General features: G+C 40.7%; 14 protein-coding genes. 3 read left to right on the top strand and 11 right to left on the bottom strand.

The genetic code is table 11. The annotated features are described in order from the left end of the window. Positions 1-26 precede the first annotated feature (26 nt). Together tpiA and M998_RS10050 are read right to left on the bottom strand one after the other, a co-directional pair. Entirely contained in the window at positions 27-797 is a 771-nt protein-coding gene (tpiA, locus tag M998_RS10055; RefSeq protein WP_068908667.1) for a triose-phosphate isomerase, read from the bottom strand. 182 nt (positions 798-979) lie between these two features. Continuing rightward, positions 980-1,594 carry a DUF1454 family protein gene (locus M998_RS10050; protein WP_068908665.1) on the bottom strand — a complete coding sequence of 205 codons (615 nt, stop codon included), beginning with the start codon at positions 1,592-1,594 and terminating at the stop codon, positions 980-982. Positions 1,595-1,645: 51 nt separating this feature from the next. Here M998_RS10050 and M998_RS10045 point away from each other — a divergent pair, with 51 nt between their 5' ends. Next, positions 1,646-2,065 (top strand): DUF805 domain-containing protein, encoded by a 420-nt coding sequence (locus M998_RS10045; RefSeq protein ID WP_068438178.1) that lies wholly within the window; start codon positions 1,646-1,648, stop codon positions 2,063-2,065. Positions 2,066-2,127: 62 nt separating this feature from the next. Here M998_RS10045 and fpr read toward each other — a convergent pair whose 3' ends face one another. Continuing rightward, positions 2,128-2,874, bottom strand: coding sequence for a ferredoxin--NADP(+) reductase (gene fpr / locus M998_RS10040; RefSeq protein ID WP_068438183.1), 747 nt, complete (start codon positions 2,872-2,874; stop codon positions 2,128-2,130). Positions 2,875-3,317: 443 nt separating this feature from the next. Between fpr and emrD the strand changes: the two genes are divergently transcribed. Beyond that, entirely contained in the window at positions 3,318-4,502 is a 1,185-nt protein-coding gene (gene emrD / locus M998_RS10035; protein WP_068908663.1) for a multidrug efflux MFS transporter EmrD, read from the top strand. A 74-nt stretch (positions 4,503-4,576) separates the two neighbouring features. On the opposite strand, the gene M998_RS10030 is transcribed toward emrD, so the two are convergent. The 3 genes from M998_RS10030 to M998_RS10020 all read right to left on the bottom strand — a co-directional run bounded on the left by M998_RS10030 (position 4,577) and on the right by M998_RS10020 (position 11,906). Next, positions 4,577-9,304: a hypothetical protein gene (locus tag M998_RS10030; RefSeq protein ID WP_068908661.1), complete on the bottom strand. Its 4,728-nt coding sequence runs from the start codon at positions 9,302-9,304 to the stop codon at positions 4,577-4,579. A 205-nt stretch (positions 9,305-9,509) separates the two neighbouring features. Then, positions 9,510-11,036 (bottom strand): glycerol kinase GlpK, encoded by a 1,527-nt coding sequence (gene glpK, locus M998_RS10025; protein ID WP_068438190.1) that lies wholly within the window; start codon positions 11,034-11,036, stop codon positions 9,510-9,512. A 24-nt stretch (positions 11,037-11,060) separates the two neighbouring features. Further along, on the bottom strand, positions 11,061-11,906 hold the full coding sequence (locus tag M998_RS10020; RefSeq protein ID WP_068438193.1) for an MIP/aquaporin family protein: 846 nt from the start codon (positions 11,904-11,906) through the stop codon (positions 11,061-11,063). Between the two features lie 302 nt (positions 11,907-12,208). Between M998_RS10020 and zapB the strand changes: the two genes are divergently transcribed. Then, positions 12,209-12,448, top strand: coding sequence for a cell division protein ZapB (zapB, locus tag M998_RS10015; protein WP_068438195.1), 240 nt, complete (start codon positions 12,209-12,211; stop codon positions 12,446-12,448). A gap of 144 nt (positions 12,449-12,592) precedes the next feature. Here the strand turns inward: zapB and rraA are convergent, their stop codons facing one another. The 5 genes from rraA to ftsN form a co-directional block, all read right to left on the bottom strand. Next, entirely contained in the window at positions 12,593-13,117 is a 525-nt protein-coding gene (gene rraA, locus M998_RS10010) for a ribonuclease E activity regulator RraA (protein WP_068438198.1), read from the bottom strand. Positions 13,118-13,237: 120 nt separating this feature from the next. Continuing rightward, a complete protein-coding gene (locus tag M998_RS10005; protein ID WP_068438202.1) occupies positions 13,238-14,155 on the bottom strand; it encodes a 1,4-dihydroxy-2-naphthoate polyprenyltransferase in 918 nt (305 codons plus the stop codon). A 238-nt stretch (positions 14,156-14,393) separates the two neighbouring features. Beyond that, the gene (gene hslU, locus M998_RS10000; protein WP_068908659.1) at positions 14,394-15,728 is read right to left on the bottom strand and encodes an ATP-dependent protease ATPase subunit HslU; all 1,335 of its coding nucleotides are present in this window, start codon (positions 15,726-15,728) and stop codon (positions 14,394-14,396) included. An 11-nt stretch (positions 15,729-15,739) separates the two neighbouring features. Then, positions 15,740-16,270, bottom strand: coding sequence for an ATP-dependent protease subunit HslV (gene hslV / locus M998_RS09995; RefSeq protein ID WP_068438207.1), 531 nt, complete (start codon positions 16,268-16,270; stop codon positions 15,740-15,742). A gap of 166 nt (positions 16,271-16,436) precedes the next feature. Beyond that, entirely contained in the window at positions 16,437-17,261 is an 825-nt protein-coding gene (gene ftsN, locus M998_RS09990; RefSeq protein WP_068438209.1) for a cell division protein FtsN, read from the bottom strand. Between the last annotated feature and the right edge of the window lie 40 nt (positions 17,262-17,301).

The raw sequence follows: 17,301 nt of genomic DNA, 5'->3' as shown, positions 1-17,301 counted from the left end.
GAGAATAATATTACAGCAAAATTTAATTATTTTGCTTTTTTAGCTGCGGCAGCCGCTTTAACAATCACAGCAAAAGCATCCGCTTTTAGTGATGCGCCACCCACTAATGCGCCATCAATATCTGGCTGAGTGAATAATTCCGCTGCGTTGCTCGCATTCACTGAGCCACCGTATTGGATAATAACTTGTTCAGCGACAGCGGCATCTTTCTTCGCCACATGAGTACGAATAAATTTATGGATAGCTTGAGCTTGTGCTGGAGTTGCAGATTTACCGGTACCGATAGCCCAAATTGGCTCATAAGCGATAACGGCGCCTTGGAAAGCTTCTGCGCCCAGTAAATTCAGAACAGCGTCAATTTGACGAGCACAAACTTCTTCCGTTTTACCGGCTTCATTTTCTGCTTCGGTTTCACCGATGCAAAGAACAGGGATTAAACCTTGTTCTTTTAATACTGCGAATTTTTTAGCAACGAATTCATCACTTTCATGATGGTAGGTACGACGCTCTGAATGGCCGATGATGATATATTTTGCACCAACATCTTTTAGCATTTCAGCGGAAGTTTCACCCGTGAATGCGCCTGATAGGTTCACATCAATATTTTGTGCACCTAATTCAATACGGCTACCTGCAAGGGCATGTTTAGCTTGGTTCAGGTAGATAGCAGGTGGTGCAATTGCTACGTCACAGCCATCAACGCTACTAAGTTCATTGCGTAGACCTGCGATCAGGTCATTGACCATATGGGTGCTACCGTTGAGTTTCCAGTTACCCATTACTAATGGATGTCGCATGTTGTTTCCTCCAACCAGAAAGTTTGAATGATTAATCAATGAGTTATTCATTACGCGGTCAGTTTTTTATGCGTAACGAAACAGTTTTCTATCGCCATTCACTCTACATATTATAAGAACAATGGGTGAGAATAGCTTTGCTTTTCATCATGCTTGTTCTAATCCCTGTGATCCGAATCCGTTTAGGGGGTTTGTTGCTCTAGCTTAATCGGTTCAACAGCAAAAGTAAGCACATTATTGTCACTTTTTACTAAAATATAGCGCAGACTTCCTAATCTTGCTTCTTCCGCACGGGTTGGTGCTTTATCCGCCATAAATTTATTCAGCGCTGCGGTAAGTTCGGGGGCTTTATCTAGGGAAACATTAGGATCAAATTGATGAATAAGTGCAATAATATATCGTTCAATCAATTGCCTGCTTTCTTCAGCTTCTTTTTGGTTATCAGTCGGCAGCAAGGTAATTTGTAGGCTTTTGATTTTTTCACTGCCTCGCTCTAAAACGGCAGATGAATAAATTTGCTGGTTAATCCGAGAGGCAGCGCGTATATAAGGGGCTGAAATATCTTGGCTCGCAATCACTTTGTATTCATGTAGATACAAATCTTCATAAGTTTGATTGAATTGGGTACGTAGCACTGGGATTGTCAGGTCAAATGAAGGGGCATCAGGGGATAAATAGGCCACTTCAAAATCGGTATCGGGTAATGTAGGCACTTTTTGCGCGAGTGCCAATTGTGGCAAACTGAGCGTGAAAACGGTTATGATAACGTTAATTGACCGAAATATAGGTTGGATCATACTTTTGCCACTCACTTTTTAGTTGCTAACATTGTATCAGGATTACGTCTAATGACATTACAACAATGGGCTTTTTCATTCAAAGGCCGCATCGGTCGTCGACCATTTTGGGCAGGGATAGCGGCCTGCTTTATTTTGATGACGGTGATTGTGCTTTTGCAAAATGCATTTTTATTGCCTGATGCATTCGTTGCTATTTTATTTTTACTCTTGCTATACCCATTAGCCGCTATTTTTACTAAGCGCTTGCATGATAGAGGAAAACCTGGAGGTTGGTTTGCCTTAATTATTTTAGCATTTGCGTTAGCCTCTATCGATGTTAGCCAATTAGCGTCCATTTGGCAGTGGGGAATAGGCCGATTTTTACCCCTATTTATCGCAATGATTATGCTGCTGGATTGCGGGGTTTTTGTCGGCATGGACAGTGAAAATAAGTTTGGATTAAAAACCGAGCCGGTTGATTATTTATAACTGCCTTTTGCTACCCAGAACGTCCTGTTTTATCGGCTTATCAGGGTAGCATTTGTGAACAATTACCAATATTGCTCACTCGAAATATGGCCAGGTTTACGGCGTAAGTGCTTAACCATTCCGCGAGTATTTTTCAATGTTTCACGCGTATCTTTGACCATTTCAGGATTACCGCATAGCATAACGTGGCAGGTTTCAGGGGTTAAAGGAATACCAACTGCATTTTCGAGAGCCTGACTTTCAATTAAAGCGGGTACGCGACCATACAGCGACCCCTCACATTGCTCACGGCTCACCACGGTAACAATTTGCAGTTTACCTTGATATCGCTGTTCAAGTTTTTTCATTAGAGGCAGGTAACTGAGATCTTTTTCATAGCGAACCGCGTGAAGGAGTACCATTTTTTCGAAACGCTCAAGGCCTATACCCTCTTGTAATATAGACAAAAATGGCCCTATGGCTGTACCTGTTGATAGCATCCATAAATTTTTACATTCAGGGATTTCATCTAATACAAAGAAGCCTGTTGCTTCATCTGTGATTTGTAACTCATCCCCGGATTGTAATTGCGCTAGCTTTGGGCTTAGTTTCCCATTAGGTACAATAACAAAATAAAACTCGAGGCGATTATCACTTGGGGCATTGACATAAGAGTAAGCGCGCTGAATACGCTCTCCGTCAATTTCTAGCGCTAACTTAGCATATTGACCGGCAGTAAATGGTTTTATCGGTGCGTTGATCACAAGACTAAATAAGGAATCGGTCCAAAATTTTGCTTCAATGACTTTCCCAGTAACCCAATTAGCCATAAATACTCACCTCTAATTTTTTTGATATTTATAATCTTTCGTGGCACAGCGTAAATTAATTAAGTGATACTTCGCTGCGCATATATTAGGATTTAATACTAAAGCAGTTCATTGTTTGTTCTTATCGATAATGTGTTCCAGTGATTTATTCTTAAAATTAGTACATTATTAAATTTAATGTACAATTATGTTGACACTAGTGGCGAATATGGCTGCCATAGATGAATAAAATAAAATGGAGCTCTGGCTCGAAAAAATAATAATTTTTGTTATCTTAGTCACATTAGAATAAAGTTGGTTTATTACAGACTTTCTGAGTCTGAGCTAATCAAAAACATTCGATAATTATTTGTTATTTAATTCTGAAACTATACCCAAGCATTATTAAATCTTAATAATGCAGTGCGTGTGTGTGCGGAATTAATATTTTGTTTGAGAAGAAAATGAGAAAACTGGAACATTTTAATCTGCTGTTAATGTTGATTGCTTTGGCTGCGGTCGGTCAAATGACTCAAACTATCTATGTACCTGTAATTGCAGAAATTGCTGTTTATTTTGATGAGCCTTCAGGCTCTGTACAGAAAGTGATGGCCGCCTATTTATTCTCTTATGGCTTTTCGCAATTAGTGTATGGCCCATTGTCAGACCAAATTGGTCGTCGGCCTGTCATTTTAGCGGGCTTATCTATTTTCCTTTTATCGACCATCGTGGCCATTTTTGCTCCTACATTGACGGTTTTGACAATCGCAAGTGGCTTGCAAGGTTTAGGAACTGGGGTTGCGGGCGTGATGGCAAGAACGATGCCTCGTGACTTGTATAAAGGAACGGCACTACGCTACGCCAATAGTTTATTAAATATGGGGGTGTTAGTTAGTCCATTATTAGCGCCGATGTTTGGTGGAATACTGGCGCATTTCTTTGGCTGGCATGCTTGTTATATTTTCCTATTTGTCTTAGGTGCTTCAGTATTATTAAGCATGTATCGCTGGTTGCCAGAAACGCGTCCTATATCACCTGAAAAGCGTAAAATGATCGCGTCATATTGTGAATTGTTATCAAATGGGCCATTTTTATCTTATTTAGCGATGCTAATTGGTGCATTAGCAGGAATTGCCGTATTTGAATCAAGTAGCGGTGTATTGATGGGTGGGGTATTAGGTCTTAGCAGTATCACGGTGAGTGTTCTGTTTATTTTACCGATACCTGCCGCATTTTTTGGTGCTTGGTATGCAGGGCGTGAAGGAAAAAGTTTTTATACTTTGATGTGGCATTCGGTGATTGTTTGCTTATTAGCGGGTGCGATGATGTGGATACCAAGTTGGTTCGGTATCATGAATATTTGGACATTGCTGGTTCCCGCAGCAGTCTTTTTCTTTGGTGCAGGGATGTTATTTCCCCTTGCGACAACTGGCGCGATGGAACCTTTTCCTTATCTTGCAGGGGCTGCGGGTGCTTTAGTGGGAGGATTGCAAAATGTGGGTTCTGGGGTCGCAACGTGGGTCTCGGCTTTATTGCCACAAAATGGGCAATTTAGCCTAGGACTATTGATGTTTTTAATGTCAACGCTGGTGTTGCTGTGTTGGCTACCTTTAGCGCGTCGAATGGATCATACTGAGCGGACAGTCTAAAATTAAAATGGTCAGGCAGCTATTATTTAGCTACCTGACGTGTTTGTTTTGATGCGTTTTTTATGCCGTCAAATTTAGACTGCGATTGGCATAGGGACAATCGTTGAAGGGATGTGGAAATTGGCTTTTTCTCTACCTATCAAGCTATCTTCATGTTTAGGGAGTGACGCCAATAATTCAGGCTGATGTTCGATCGAATTAAAGATTACCGGGCGATCATAATCGAGCAACTTGGTATTTTCAGCCAATGTCTCTTGGGTATTTTGATGGATCCAAATTGAGCTGGCCGCCACATCATCATGCAGGTGTTGGTCGATATAGACTTTAATTCCTGCGATTTTTAACCCAGGGGTGCTGTCTATTGTCCCTTTGACTGAAAGTATATTTTGATTTACGGATAAAAACCAAGTCTCCAATGGCATTTTTTCTTGCATATTGCCTTGTTCATCATAAATAACCAGAGTCGCCCAATATTGATTATTTTTTTCGATTAAACCCAGTTTTCGAATGTCAATTTGTTGGTTGATATGTACATCAGAAAGTAGCCGAGTCTCAGAAAGAACATTTAAATGAACGTCTGCTATATTCCGTTCATTATTTTGTATATCAAAATGATTAATTGGTTGGAAAATATTGGTTGTATCAACTTTATTATTTTTACCGAATGGGTCATTCAATGAAAAATATTGTTGGTGTAATTGCCCGTTTTCTACCCAGCTTGCACAAATCGCACTTTGCGCGTTAATACGTTGATAATTCAATTTTCCTGTTGGGAAATCAATCATGTTTTTATCAGTTGCAGACCAAAATAATTTACTGCCACGCCAATAATTATCCAGCTGTAATGTTTTTGGTAATGTCTGACCATCGCTATGGATGAGCATTCGATTGGCCAGTGATTCAGGATTTGAGTAATGGTAGAAAGTGCTTACTGTTTGCTTATTTTTATTAATTTCAAGTATATCAAATTTGACGAGTTCCCCTTTATCGGGAATATTCATACTTATTTCATCGTACATTAAGGGAATTTGTAATTTCTCGGTCAGTAGGCCAGTTTCGGTGGCATAGGTGACTTGCAGTGCATAGCGGTAATAAGGATGAAAAGGGCGGCCTTCATGGGTGATTAAATTATGGTAATCGGCGGGTAAATGACCAACAGAGCGAATAACATTTACAGCGCTATAGGGATGAAGTTTATTATTCGTCGGGGTTTTTATAAATTGCCCTCGTATCCAATAAATAGGGACATCTCTTTTATGTATCAATAAATGCTGTTGTTCTTCTCTATAATATTGTGTGAAATTCTGATTATTGAGTGTTATCCATTTCTTATCTTTACTTGACCATTTTTGATAGAAACCTTCCCCTACAAACCCATTATCTTCAGTATCTTGGTCTATTACAGCATTAGGCTGCCAGCGCATTTCATCCATTAAGAATTTTTGTATTTCCAAAGTGAAATAGTCTGAGTGGGCTAAAAAAGCATCATACTGGTCGGTGGTATGAGGCGAATATTGAGGATACATGGTCGGTTGAGATTCATTAATTTTATTATCATTATCTGAAGTATAGCGATAAGTGGTGTATTGCTGTCGCTGTTGGTCATAGCCAATATTATCGCCATGACTCTTGCTAGAAAAAGGGTATTGAGTGTCTGTTGTATGGGGTAATTTTAATCCATGACCATATAACTCATGAAATAACACCCCGGATTTTGATTCGCCTCCACTATGATGAATTTGCCCTAATCCTAATATTTTAGTTTTCATTGATGGCGGCATGAGCTTATTAATAGAGGAATAATAGAATTCAGAGTTCAGACTATTTCTATCTAGTGACATTTTACTATTTAGATAAGCCCAAGCTATTTGTGCATCGACAAGGTAAGGGTGAGTTGTTGCATTATCATATTGAGGATTAACCAGCGTACGGTCGTAGAAATGTGGATACATATAAATGGGTAAAGCTGGAAAATCAGGCGTTGCGGGGTAACTATAAAGCGTGAATTGTGTTACCGGTAATTTATTTGCAGCCTCAAGTCCCCAATTAAGTGGGGAGTAAGCATAAATTCCATGACCTTGCTGATAAAGACTTGTATTCGTGACATGTGATATTAGGTGGTTATCAGGTTTTATATTTAATGCAAAAAATCCGTTTTCATCTGTGTAAGGCATCGTTATTGGCTGGTTATTTGCCATAATGCGTACTTGGATATCGGGCTGCATCCACTCACCTTTTAATGGTGCTGTATAACTTTGTTGGTGTAATTCACTGGCTGCGATATGTGGTGTATTTGGTATAGGTAATAATGACTGTGGTAATTTATCAGGGCCAGTGAGTCTAACTCGGCCTAATTCATTTCCTTGTTTATCTGTAATGATAGCTACGAAATCAGGTGCATTTGCCAAAGATAGACTGGTGATGTCAACTTTTAGTAGTGCCCAGCGATTAGCAGTTAAATTAAAATATGGGCTATCGGGGCGCTGTAAGTGTGTTTGAGCAAGTTGTATATGATGAATTTGCATATCAGCTGGAGCTGAATAATATCTAGGCTGAGGTTCATGATAAATAGGGTCTTTAATTGAAAAAGTTCTTTTTCCGGGAATAGAGACTATCGGGGCGGTCTCAGCCTGAAGTTGAATTGACATTGGTGCAGATATACTGCCATCTTTCATTTTTGCGATGAAATCAAATTGTTCAGCCCCTGAGAATAGCCTTTCTTTGTCGGGATTATATTGCCATTTTCCCGTTTTTGAATTGAGTTGTATTTCGCCAAATTGTGGTTTTTCAATTAATTGAAATTCATCGATATCTTCATGGTTAGGCAATATTCCCGTGACGGCTCCTACCACTAATTTATGTGGGATAGCAGTCGGATTTTCTGCAACAACAATGGGAATTATTTGGTTGTTATAACTAAATTGGAATTCTTCAAGTTCCCTATTTTTAGCGTCGACAACACATAGATTGTTGCCTCTTTCATCCCAATAAACTTGAATAGACTCATCGTCTAATTTTGAATGTAAATATCGCTGAAGGTATTCTGCGAATTGTTCTGGAGTATTAAATTGAGTTCCAAGGTGCTTAAATTGCTCTTGATATACGCCGGTCATACAGTTATTACTGTCTATTAATTTGAATGATAAATGCGTCCAGCTATTCGCATAATCCTTATTCAAATCGATTTTGTAAATGGTTTGGTTATTTTCATTTGATATTTTAAGTTCATTGCGATCTTTTATATGATGAATCGTCTGATTTTTTTTAAGTTGAAACTGAGAAAAAATCTGTCTGTTACCATAAATAACCAGCTGATTATTTTTATAGCGTATCTTAATCGAGGGCTGTGAAAGTGGAACAAGTTGCTGATTAACTTTACTTTCTATTTCTTGGGCTAATGAGTCCCAGGAATCATGTTTAGACAGTGGGATATCATCTAATTTCAATAATGTTTTTTGTCTTGAGCTATTAATTGTAATTGAAAAATACTCTGCATTTTCTAATTCTTTGTTTGTTAAATTCAACGCGTTGATTGATTTGGATGGTAAAGAAATAACTTGTTGAAAACCATGAATATTGAAAGCCTGCTTGGTCATGACGAGAGGGCGGGTTAATTCGAGGGAAGCATCATTATTTTCAAATATCATTTTTTCTTGGATATTGGTTGGGTCAATAAGCGTTATCGGCTTATCTGATTGCGTTAACATCATGTTCTTTTTTGGTATCCAATCAATATCATCGATAAATTGTTGTACATGAGTCGAGCGCTGTATTTTTTTGTCTTGAATGATAATGACACTTCCACCTGTTAATTCGAGCCAATGACGAATTAATTCTATCTGCTGATCATTAGCATTCGCGGGAATAATGACGGTGTCATAGTGGCGATGCCATTGCCCGCTGGGTAAGAGTAAATCCGAGATTTGATCTTTTGCACGCGATTCACCTTCTTTCCATACATGAGGCGAATTAAAACTCTCAACAAATAAATTTTGATTGTGGTGGATGTTGGATCCAGAAAAAAGCGTTGAATCAGAGAGGCTCAGTAAATTGCTTTGTTTGTTTTCGCCTGATATCCGAGGCTTGCCAACTAACCAATTTATCCAATTAAAAGAAGCTTGGCTATTTACAGAGTGTTCAGGATTACCTGTTAATGCTTTTAGTATTCGAGAGTTTCTATGAACTATCGATATCCTTCCGCGATTCTTATAATTTCCAAGTCGTAAATTACTATCAGACATTTGGTCAGTTAATGCATTGTGGACGCGGGTATAATTAATAGGCGCTGATTTTATTGTATTATTATTGATGCCAGTAGAGGGATGAGTCGGGATTAATGGATAAATGGTTTGGTCAGGAATATGGGATATATCATTGCTTGCATCCCATAAAAAACGAAAAATGGGTACGGAACCATCCGTAGTTGCTGTCAATGTAACCTTAATCTGTTCTCCTTCCTGAAGATTATCTAGGGTTATTTGTTCAAAGCTATCTTGTGGAGTAAGATTGCTTTTTTTTCCCTGTATGTCGATTGCAAATTGGCAATTGTGTTTATCAACCATGAAGGTTAGTGAGCCATATTTAGGCGAAGTGATCACTGCTTCGTATACCCACACGGTGGTTTGTTGTTTATTTTTCAGTGAGCTAGTCTGGTTGCGTATATCAGTAAGCAAAACAGTTTGTTCAAAAACAAAATGATTAGGGTTGAAGGGGGCGGCTGAGTGCGTTTTTACTGCGAAGCCGTAAGTGTTTTTATTGTATTGACCCAGTTTATCGTGTGGTTGAGTTTTTCGGTTATCCATAACCTTATTTCCTTTAAGTAACGATTAATGAATTCATATCATAGGGAATTCTAAATAAAGTCATTGGTGCAATCTAATTTATTATTGTTCTGGTTGTTGTGATTTCATTTACTAGCTAATTAGTTTTATTGTGAATATAAAAAAGCAGTGCCGAAGCACTGCTATGATTATCTATTTAGCAATAAATTGGGGTTATACAGAAAAATTAACCTCTGTCTTCCCACTCTTGCGCACGGGCAACCGCTTTTTTCCAACCTTCATATTTAAAGTTACGTTCAGTTGTTTCAATACCGGGCTTAAAGACACGCTCGATGGTTGCTTTACTTTGTAACTCATCAAGGCTACTCCAAAAGCCAACAGCCAGACCGGCAAGGTAAGCGGCACCCAGCGCTGTACTTTCACGTACTGCAGGGCGCTCTACTGGCGTCCCTAAGATATCGGATTGGAATTGCATTAAGAAGTTGTTTGCAACGGCACCGCCATCCACACGCAGCGCTTTTAAACGCTCACCGGAGTCTGCTTGCATCGCATCCAGTACATCGCGGGTTTGATAAGCAATCGACTCAAGTGTTGCACGAATGATGTGATTACGGTTCGCACCACGTGTTAAGCCAAAAATGGCTCCACGTGCATACGGGTCCCAGTAAGGTGCGCCTAAGCCAGTAAAGGCAGGAACAACATAAACGCCATTGCTGTCTTTAACTTTAGTGGCAAAGTATTCAGAGTCAGTGGCTTCATCGATGAGTTTTAGTTCATCGCGTAGCCATTGAATCGATGCACCGCCGACAAATACAGCCCCTTCGAGAGCATAGTTCACTTCACCGCGCGGGCCACAGGCAATCGTGGTGAGCAGTCCATGGTTAGAGCGTACCGCCGTATCTCCGGTATTCATCAGTAAGAAACAGCCTGTTCCATAGGTGTTTTTTGCCATGCCTGATTTCACACAAAGCTGGCCATACAGTGCCGCTTGCTGGTCTCCTGCAATGCCAGAAATTGGAATACGTGTGCCGCCTTTACCCCCAATGTTAGTTTGTCCATAAACTTCGGATGAAGAGCGAACTTCAGGCAACATAGCGCGCGGGATATTCAATGCTTTTAATATCTTGTCATCCCATTCGAGATTACGAATATTAAATAACATGGTACGAGAGGCATTGGTAAAGTCGGTAACGTGAACACGTCCTTGCGTCATTTTCCAAACTAACCACGTGTCGACAGTACCAAACAGTAATTCGCCTTTTTCTGCGCGTTCACGCGCCCCCTCAACATGGTCGAGGATCCATTTAACTTTGGTTCCTGAAAAATAGGGGTCAACAACGAGGCCAGTATTTTGGCGAATGTACTCTTCTAAATCTTTATCATTTTGCTTTAAGTGTGTGCAAAAATCAGCAGTACGGCGGCATTGCCATACAATTGCATTGTAAATGGGCTTACCCGTTTCTTTTTCCCAAATAATGGTAGTTTCACGTTGGTTGGTGATACCGATACTCGCAACTTCATCAGTACGAATGTCGGCTTTCGCTAGCACTTCAACCAGTGTTGAGCTTTGTGATGCCCAAATTTCCATTGGGTCATGCTCAACCCAGCCTGGTTTTGGATAAATTTGGCTAAACTCACGTTGAGAAACACTCACAATATTGGCTTCGTGATCAAGTACGACTGCTCGTGAACTGGTTGTTCCTTGATCAAGAGCGACAATATATTTTTTTTCGATATTTGTTTCTGTTGTCATAATTTAAACCTGTTCTAGTAATAATTAAGCGTTTTTAGTTAATGGTTTTTTTTCTTCTTCCGGTTCGTCTTCACAGACCATACAAGGTAAGTGGCGGCCGATCAGTTTACGGTAAGCGAATGCACCTAATAAACCACCGACGATTGGGGCGGTTAATGGAATTAGGAAGTAAGGGATTTCACGTCCACCGGTTAAGGCGATATCCCCCCATCCTGCAAGATAAGCGACAATTTTCGGTCCAAAGTCTCGGGCTGGGTTAAGTGCGAACCCTGTTAGTGGCCCAAATGACCCACCGATAACCGCAATCAAAATACCAATGAGGAGAGGTGCTAAAGGCCCGCGAGGGACTCCATTACCGTCATCAGTAAGCGCTAAAATTAGGCAAACTAAGATTGCACCAATGACAACTTCAATAAAGAAGGCATGTAGTTCACTAATTTGAGGGGCTGGGTAGGTTGAGAATACGCCGGCAGTAAATAAGCTTTCTTGTGTACCTCGAATGATATTATGTACCTGATCATAATCAAGGAAAACAGGAGAGTACATTGCATATACGAGGGCTGCGGCGAAAAAACCACCGAGCATTTGTGCGATAATGTATGGGACAACTTTACGCTTATCAAAGCAAGCAAATAGCCACAAAGCGAGTGTAACGGCCGGGTTTAAGTGAGCGCCAGAGATCCCGGCAGTTAAGTAAACCGCGAGGGCAACTCCAAAGCCCCAGATGACACTGATTTCCCAGAGGCCAAGCTGTGCCCCTGCGATACGGACTGCGGCGACGCAGCCTAAACCAAAAAAGACGAGGAGTGCAGTTCCGAGACATTCCGAAATACACTGACCGGTGAGTGTAGTTGAGGTCATTTGGCTCATATATCTATCCTACGAAAATTAAAATTATTGTAATATTTTTGCAAGGTAAGATTTTCTTATCGAAAACCTATAGTGTGAATTTATCGTTAATGAACATAAACGAGAAATATCGAAATTGAAAAATGTGTGTTACATCACTAAAGCGAAAGAAAACAACCAAAAATAGTGATGTAATCGACCTTTGCAATGTGATCTGACCAGTGTTTTGAAATCAATATTATAACGATTCAGACGTAAGGAACTGGACACAGAGGATCATGCTACTTACAATCTGTTAAAAGCTTACAAGGGAGATTGGAAACATGTCATTTGAAGTATTTGAGAAACTAGAAGCCAAAGTTCAACAAGCGATCGATACCATTACACTACTGCAAATGGAAATCGATGAATTAAAAGATAAAAATGGTGCGCTTGCCCAAGAAGTTGAGAGTGCAAAATCAGGTACTGAGTCACTAGTGCGTGAGAATGAGCAACTTAAGCAAGAGCAGCAGGTATGGCAGGAGCGGTTACGGACGTTGCTCGGTAAGATGGAAGAAGTTTAATTTCCTCGTCATACTTCGTATTGTAGGGGGTTGGCTTCATTTGCCGCCTACCTGCAATGCGAGTTATTTAGAGTAGAAACACGAATAAAAAATAAGGGCAGATAGTAATATCTGCCCTTATTTATTGAATTTTTTAATTAACAATTATTCGTCGATAGCTTCAACTTCTTCAAATTCATCAGTTTCTGGGGCAGTCAGTGGCTCTTCAGAAAGGATCATTCCTGTGTTATCCGCATACAGATAATCACCGGAGAAGAAGGTTACACCACCAAAGTTGACGCGAATATCACTTTCACCAATACCTTCATCAGGGCAACCGGCTGGAATAGCGGCAAGTGCCTGAATACCGAGGTCGAGCTCCATCAGTGCATCGACTTGACGAACTGAACCATAAACAACGATGCCTTCCCAATGGCTATTGAAAGCCAGCTCGGCAAGTTCTGCGTCAATCAGTGCTTTACGGACAGAGCCACCGCCATCAATAAGTAATATGCGCCCTTGGCCATCTTCTTCCAGCAAATCATACAGAATGCCATTATCTTCAAAGCATTTAACTGTAATGATTTGACCGCCAAATGAAGTACGTCCACCAAAGTTGGAGAATAAAGGTTCTACCACATTAACGCTTTCTTGGTAGACGTCGCAGAGCTCGGAAGTATCATATTTCATGGGATTTAGGTCTTTTTTTGCTGCAAGAGGGGATCAGTATATCCCTTTTCAACAGTGATTGGCAAAATTCCCCGCCCAAAAATAGGCGGAGTAAGTCAAAAAATAAGCAACTATTTGATATTATTTGCTCATCACTACGCCGATGGAGAAAAGTACATTGGTTAAAAGCGCCGCTTTTACCATGTTTTCTAACATTGGACGCATACCTTCTGGGGTTGGATCAGCAAGCACACGGCGAATATGGTTCATCAACATTGGCACAGCAAGCAAAAATAGCCAACCACTCCAACCTTGCAGATATAATAGATTAAAGAAGGCAAAGCACAGGATAGCAACCAAAATGATAATGGTATGATAAATTCGTGCGCCCTGAGGACCTAATCGAACGGCTAAGGTATTTTTCCCCGCTTTTACATCATTTTCGATATCGCGCATATTATTGATATTTAAAACCGCGACAGAAAGAAGCCCACAGGCAGTAGCCGGTAAAATAGTGATCACATTGAAGCTATGAGCTTGTAGATAAAAGGTGCCTATTACACTCAGCCAGCCAAAAAAGACCAGAACAGAAATATCACCTAAGCCTAAATAGCCATACGGTTTTTTACCAACGGTATAGGTGATCGCAGCAAGAATAGCAATTAAGCCTAAGGCTAAAAAGCCGATGGCGTCTTCTGGTTTTTCACACGCGACAATAATTAATAATATGCCGGAAATACACGCAGCGATAATATTAAATTTTAGCGCTTTTTTCATATCCGCTTGGGTGATAATCCCTTTTTGCATACCGCGTAAAGGGCCAATTCGTTCCGCAGTATCGGAACCTTTCACCGCATCACCGTAGTCATTGGCGAGGTTAGATAAAATTTGCAGTAAACCTGCAGTAATGATGGATAACAGGGCAACTGGCCATTTAAAATTGCCAGTTAAATACGTTAATGCAGAACCAGTAATGATTGCAATAACCCCTAAAGGAAGGGTCTTCGGCCGCAAACTTTCTAGCCAAGCCTGTTTACGGCTAATGGTGGTTGAATTCATTTAATTATTCACAGGTCTATACTCTTCATGCTTCAAATTATAGCCGTTATTGTGGTTTAGCGATAAGTTGAACTATTTTGAGTCAATGTTCTTAACAAGTTAAATAACCCATCATATTAATAAATACATTTGCATTCTTTTATTGATGGGTCGAATGCGTTTGTCAAAAGTGCAGCCAGATTGCTGCACTTTATCGAATGTATATTAAGGATACATGAAAACCTGATAATTAATAAGATTATAAAATAAATCTACTCAAGTCTTCGTCTGCGACCAGTTCATCTAAGTACTGTTTCACATAACTAGCATCAATTATGATGCTTTGTCCGTTACGCTCGCTGGCATCGTAAGAGATATCTTCCATCAAGCGCTCTAAGACTGTGTGAAGACGACGCGCACCAATATTTTCTGTTGATTCATTAACTTGCCATGCAGACTCGGCAATTTTACGGATACCATCTTCGGTGAATTCGATATTCACACCTTCGGTCGCCATCAATGCTTTGTACTGTTCAGTTAATGATGCACTAGGCTCAGTTAAAATACGCACAAAGTCTTCAGTTGTCAGCGGTTGCAATTCAACACGAATAGGTAAACGACCTTGTAATTCAGGGATTAGGTCTGATGGACTAGACACTTGGAAAGCCCCTGAGGCGATAAACAGGATATGGTCAGTTTTCACCATGCCGTGTTTCGTAGAGACCGTACAGCCTTCAATTAATGGCAGTAAGTCACGTTGTACACCTTCACGAGAGACGTCAGGGCCAGAGCTTTGACCACCACGTTTACAAATTTTATCGAATTCATCAATAAATACGATACCATTTTGTTCAACCGCTTCAATCGCTTGCTCTTTTAATTCTTCAGGATTAACTAATTTTGCCGCTTCTTCTTCAATCAAAAGCTTAAAGGCTTCTTTGATTTTCATTTTACGCGGTTTTTGTTTTTGCCCTGCTAGATTTTGGAACATTGATTGCAGCTGGTTAGTCATTTCTTCCATACCAGGAGGTGCCATAATTTCAACACCCATTGGCGAAGCTGACACTTCAATCTCAATTTCTTTATCGTCTAGCTGGCCTTCACGTAATTTTTTACGGAAAGTTTGACGTGCTGGAGATTGTTCATCAACAGGCTCTGATTGCCCCCAGTTATTTTTTGCTGGTGGGATCAAAACGTCAAGAATACGCTCTTCAGCCATCTCTTCAGCACGATAGCGATTTTTTTCGATAGATTGTAGACGTACCATTTTAACGGCAGCATCTGTCAAATCACGAATGATAGAGTCAACTTCTTTACCGACATAACCCACTTCAGTAAATTTGGTCGCTTCTACTTTGATAAAAGGTGCATTCGCCAGTTTAGCCAGACGACGAGCAATTTCTGTTTTACCGACCCCTGTAGGGCCAATCATTAGAATATTTTTAGGGGTTACTTCATGGCGTAAGGCTTCATTTAACTGCATACGGCGCCAGCGGTTACGCAAAGCAATCGCAACAGAACGTTTAGCCTTATTTTGGCCAATAATATAATTGTCGAGTTCGCTGACAATTTCACGTGGAGTCATTTCGGACATACTAACAATCCTTATGATTTTGAAGAAATTTCTTCAAAGTTGACATTATGGTTGGTGTAAATACAGATATCACCGGCAATGGTGAGTGCTTTTTCAGCAATTTCTTTTGCACTTAAATCTGTATTTTCTAATAGTGCGCGAGCTGCAGATTGCGCATATGGACCGCCGGAACCGATAGCAATTAAATCATTTTCTGGCTGAACCACATCCCCATTACCGGTGATAATGAGCGATGTGTGTTCATCTGCGACAGCCAGTAGCGCTTCAAGCTTGCGCAACATACGGTCGGTACGCCAGTCTTTCGCTAATTCAACAGCTGCCTTGGTTAAATGCCCTTGATGCAGTTCAAGTTTACGCTCAAACAGCTCAAAAAGTGTGAATGCGTCTGCGGTGCCACCAGCAAATCCTGCAATGACTTTGTCGTTATATAAGCGACGAACTTTGCGGACATTGCCTTTCATGACGGTATTACCCATCGTCGCCTGTCCATCACCACCAATTACAACTTGGCCATTACGGCGAACACTTACGATTGTTGTCATGAGTTAGCCCCTAGTTTCTATTACAAAAAATGCAGTTATTTTTTATTTTTGATAGCAAAAATTTCAAGTGAGCGTTGTCAGTTAATGCTCACTTGAAACGTATTGAAAACAAAAAAGCTGCTTATGAGTACGTTAAAGTAGTAGATGGGGTGGGGGTTTTAGTTTTTCAACCCCCAGAAGCACGAAGAATACAACCGGAAACCCCAACACCGGCAGCGCGATCACGCATTTTTTCAGCCGTAGACTTAGAATAAGGCCCAAGAACGATACGATGCCAACCCCCTCCGGCGGCTACGCGGCTTTCAATACCGGCGAATGCCAGTGTTGCTCGGACTGACTCTGCTTGCTCTGAGGTACGGAATGAACCGCATTGCACCATCATATTTTGCATACTATTTACAGGCTTGCTTTCAGGTTTTTTCTCTGGTTGAGCTTGCTGAACAGGTGCTGTAGGGCGAGTTTCTGGTTTCGGTTCATTGGATATAACGGGTTTTCTTTGCGCTGGTGGCTCAATCGGTTGAGTCGGCTCGTTAATAATGACTTGAGAACGCGGAACAGGCTTACCATTAAATGGAATTTCTTGCAGGTTAGTCACTGGTTGACGTCTATCGGAGTCAATTTGCTCAAGGAGTTGGCGTTGCTCTGAGGTTAAATCAGATTGACGAATATTATTACCGCCGGTACCCGCATTAGGTTGCTGAATACTGGGTAAGTCAACGCCTCGACGTTCGAGTTCTTTGATGTATTTCCAACGATCTTCAGGTTTTGGTGGTAGGGTGCTTCCCGGAGGTGTTGGTGTTACTGCGCTATGAGTTTGAGGGGCTTCTTTCTTATTGTGGGTAATATAAAACAAGCCACCCACAAAGAGTATGACAATAGCCACAGCGACAACCAATGTCGTGATCGGTAGTCCTGGTGCTTTCTTCCCTTTACCTTTGCCTTTCTTACGGGCAGATGAACGCCCTCGAGCTACATAATCTTTTTGTGCCACGCTATTAATTCGCTAGTTAATCAATCGTTAGTCGTCATTT

This window comes from Providencia heimbachae ATCC 35613 (assembly GCF_001655055.1).
GTDB lineage: Bacteria > Pseudomonadota > Gammaproteobacteria > Enterobacterales > Enterobacteriaceae > Providencia > Providencia heimbachae.
Note: the sequence above shows the minus strand (reverse complement) of the source record. Positions and strands in the feature narration are given on the sequence as shown.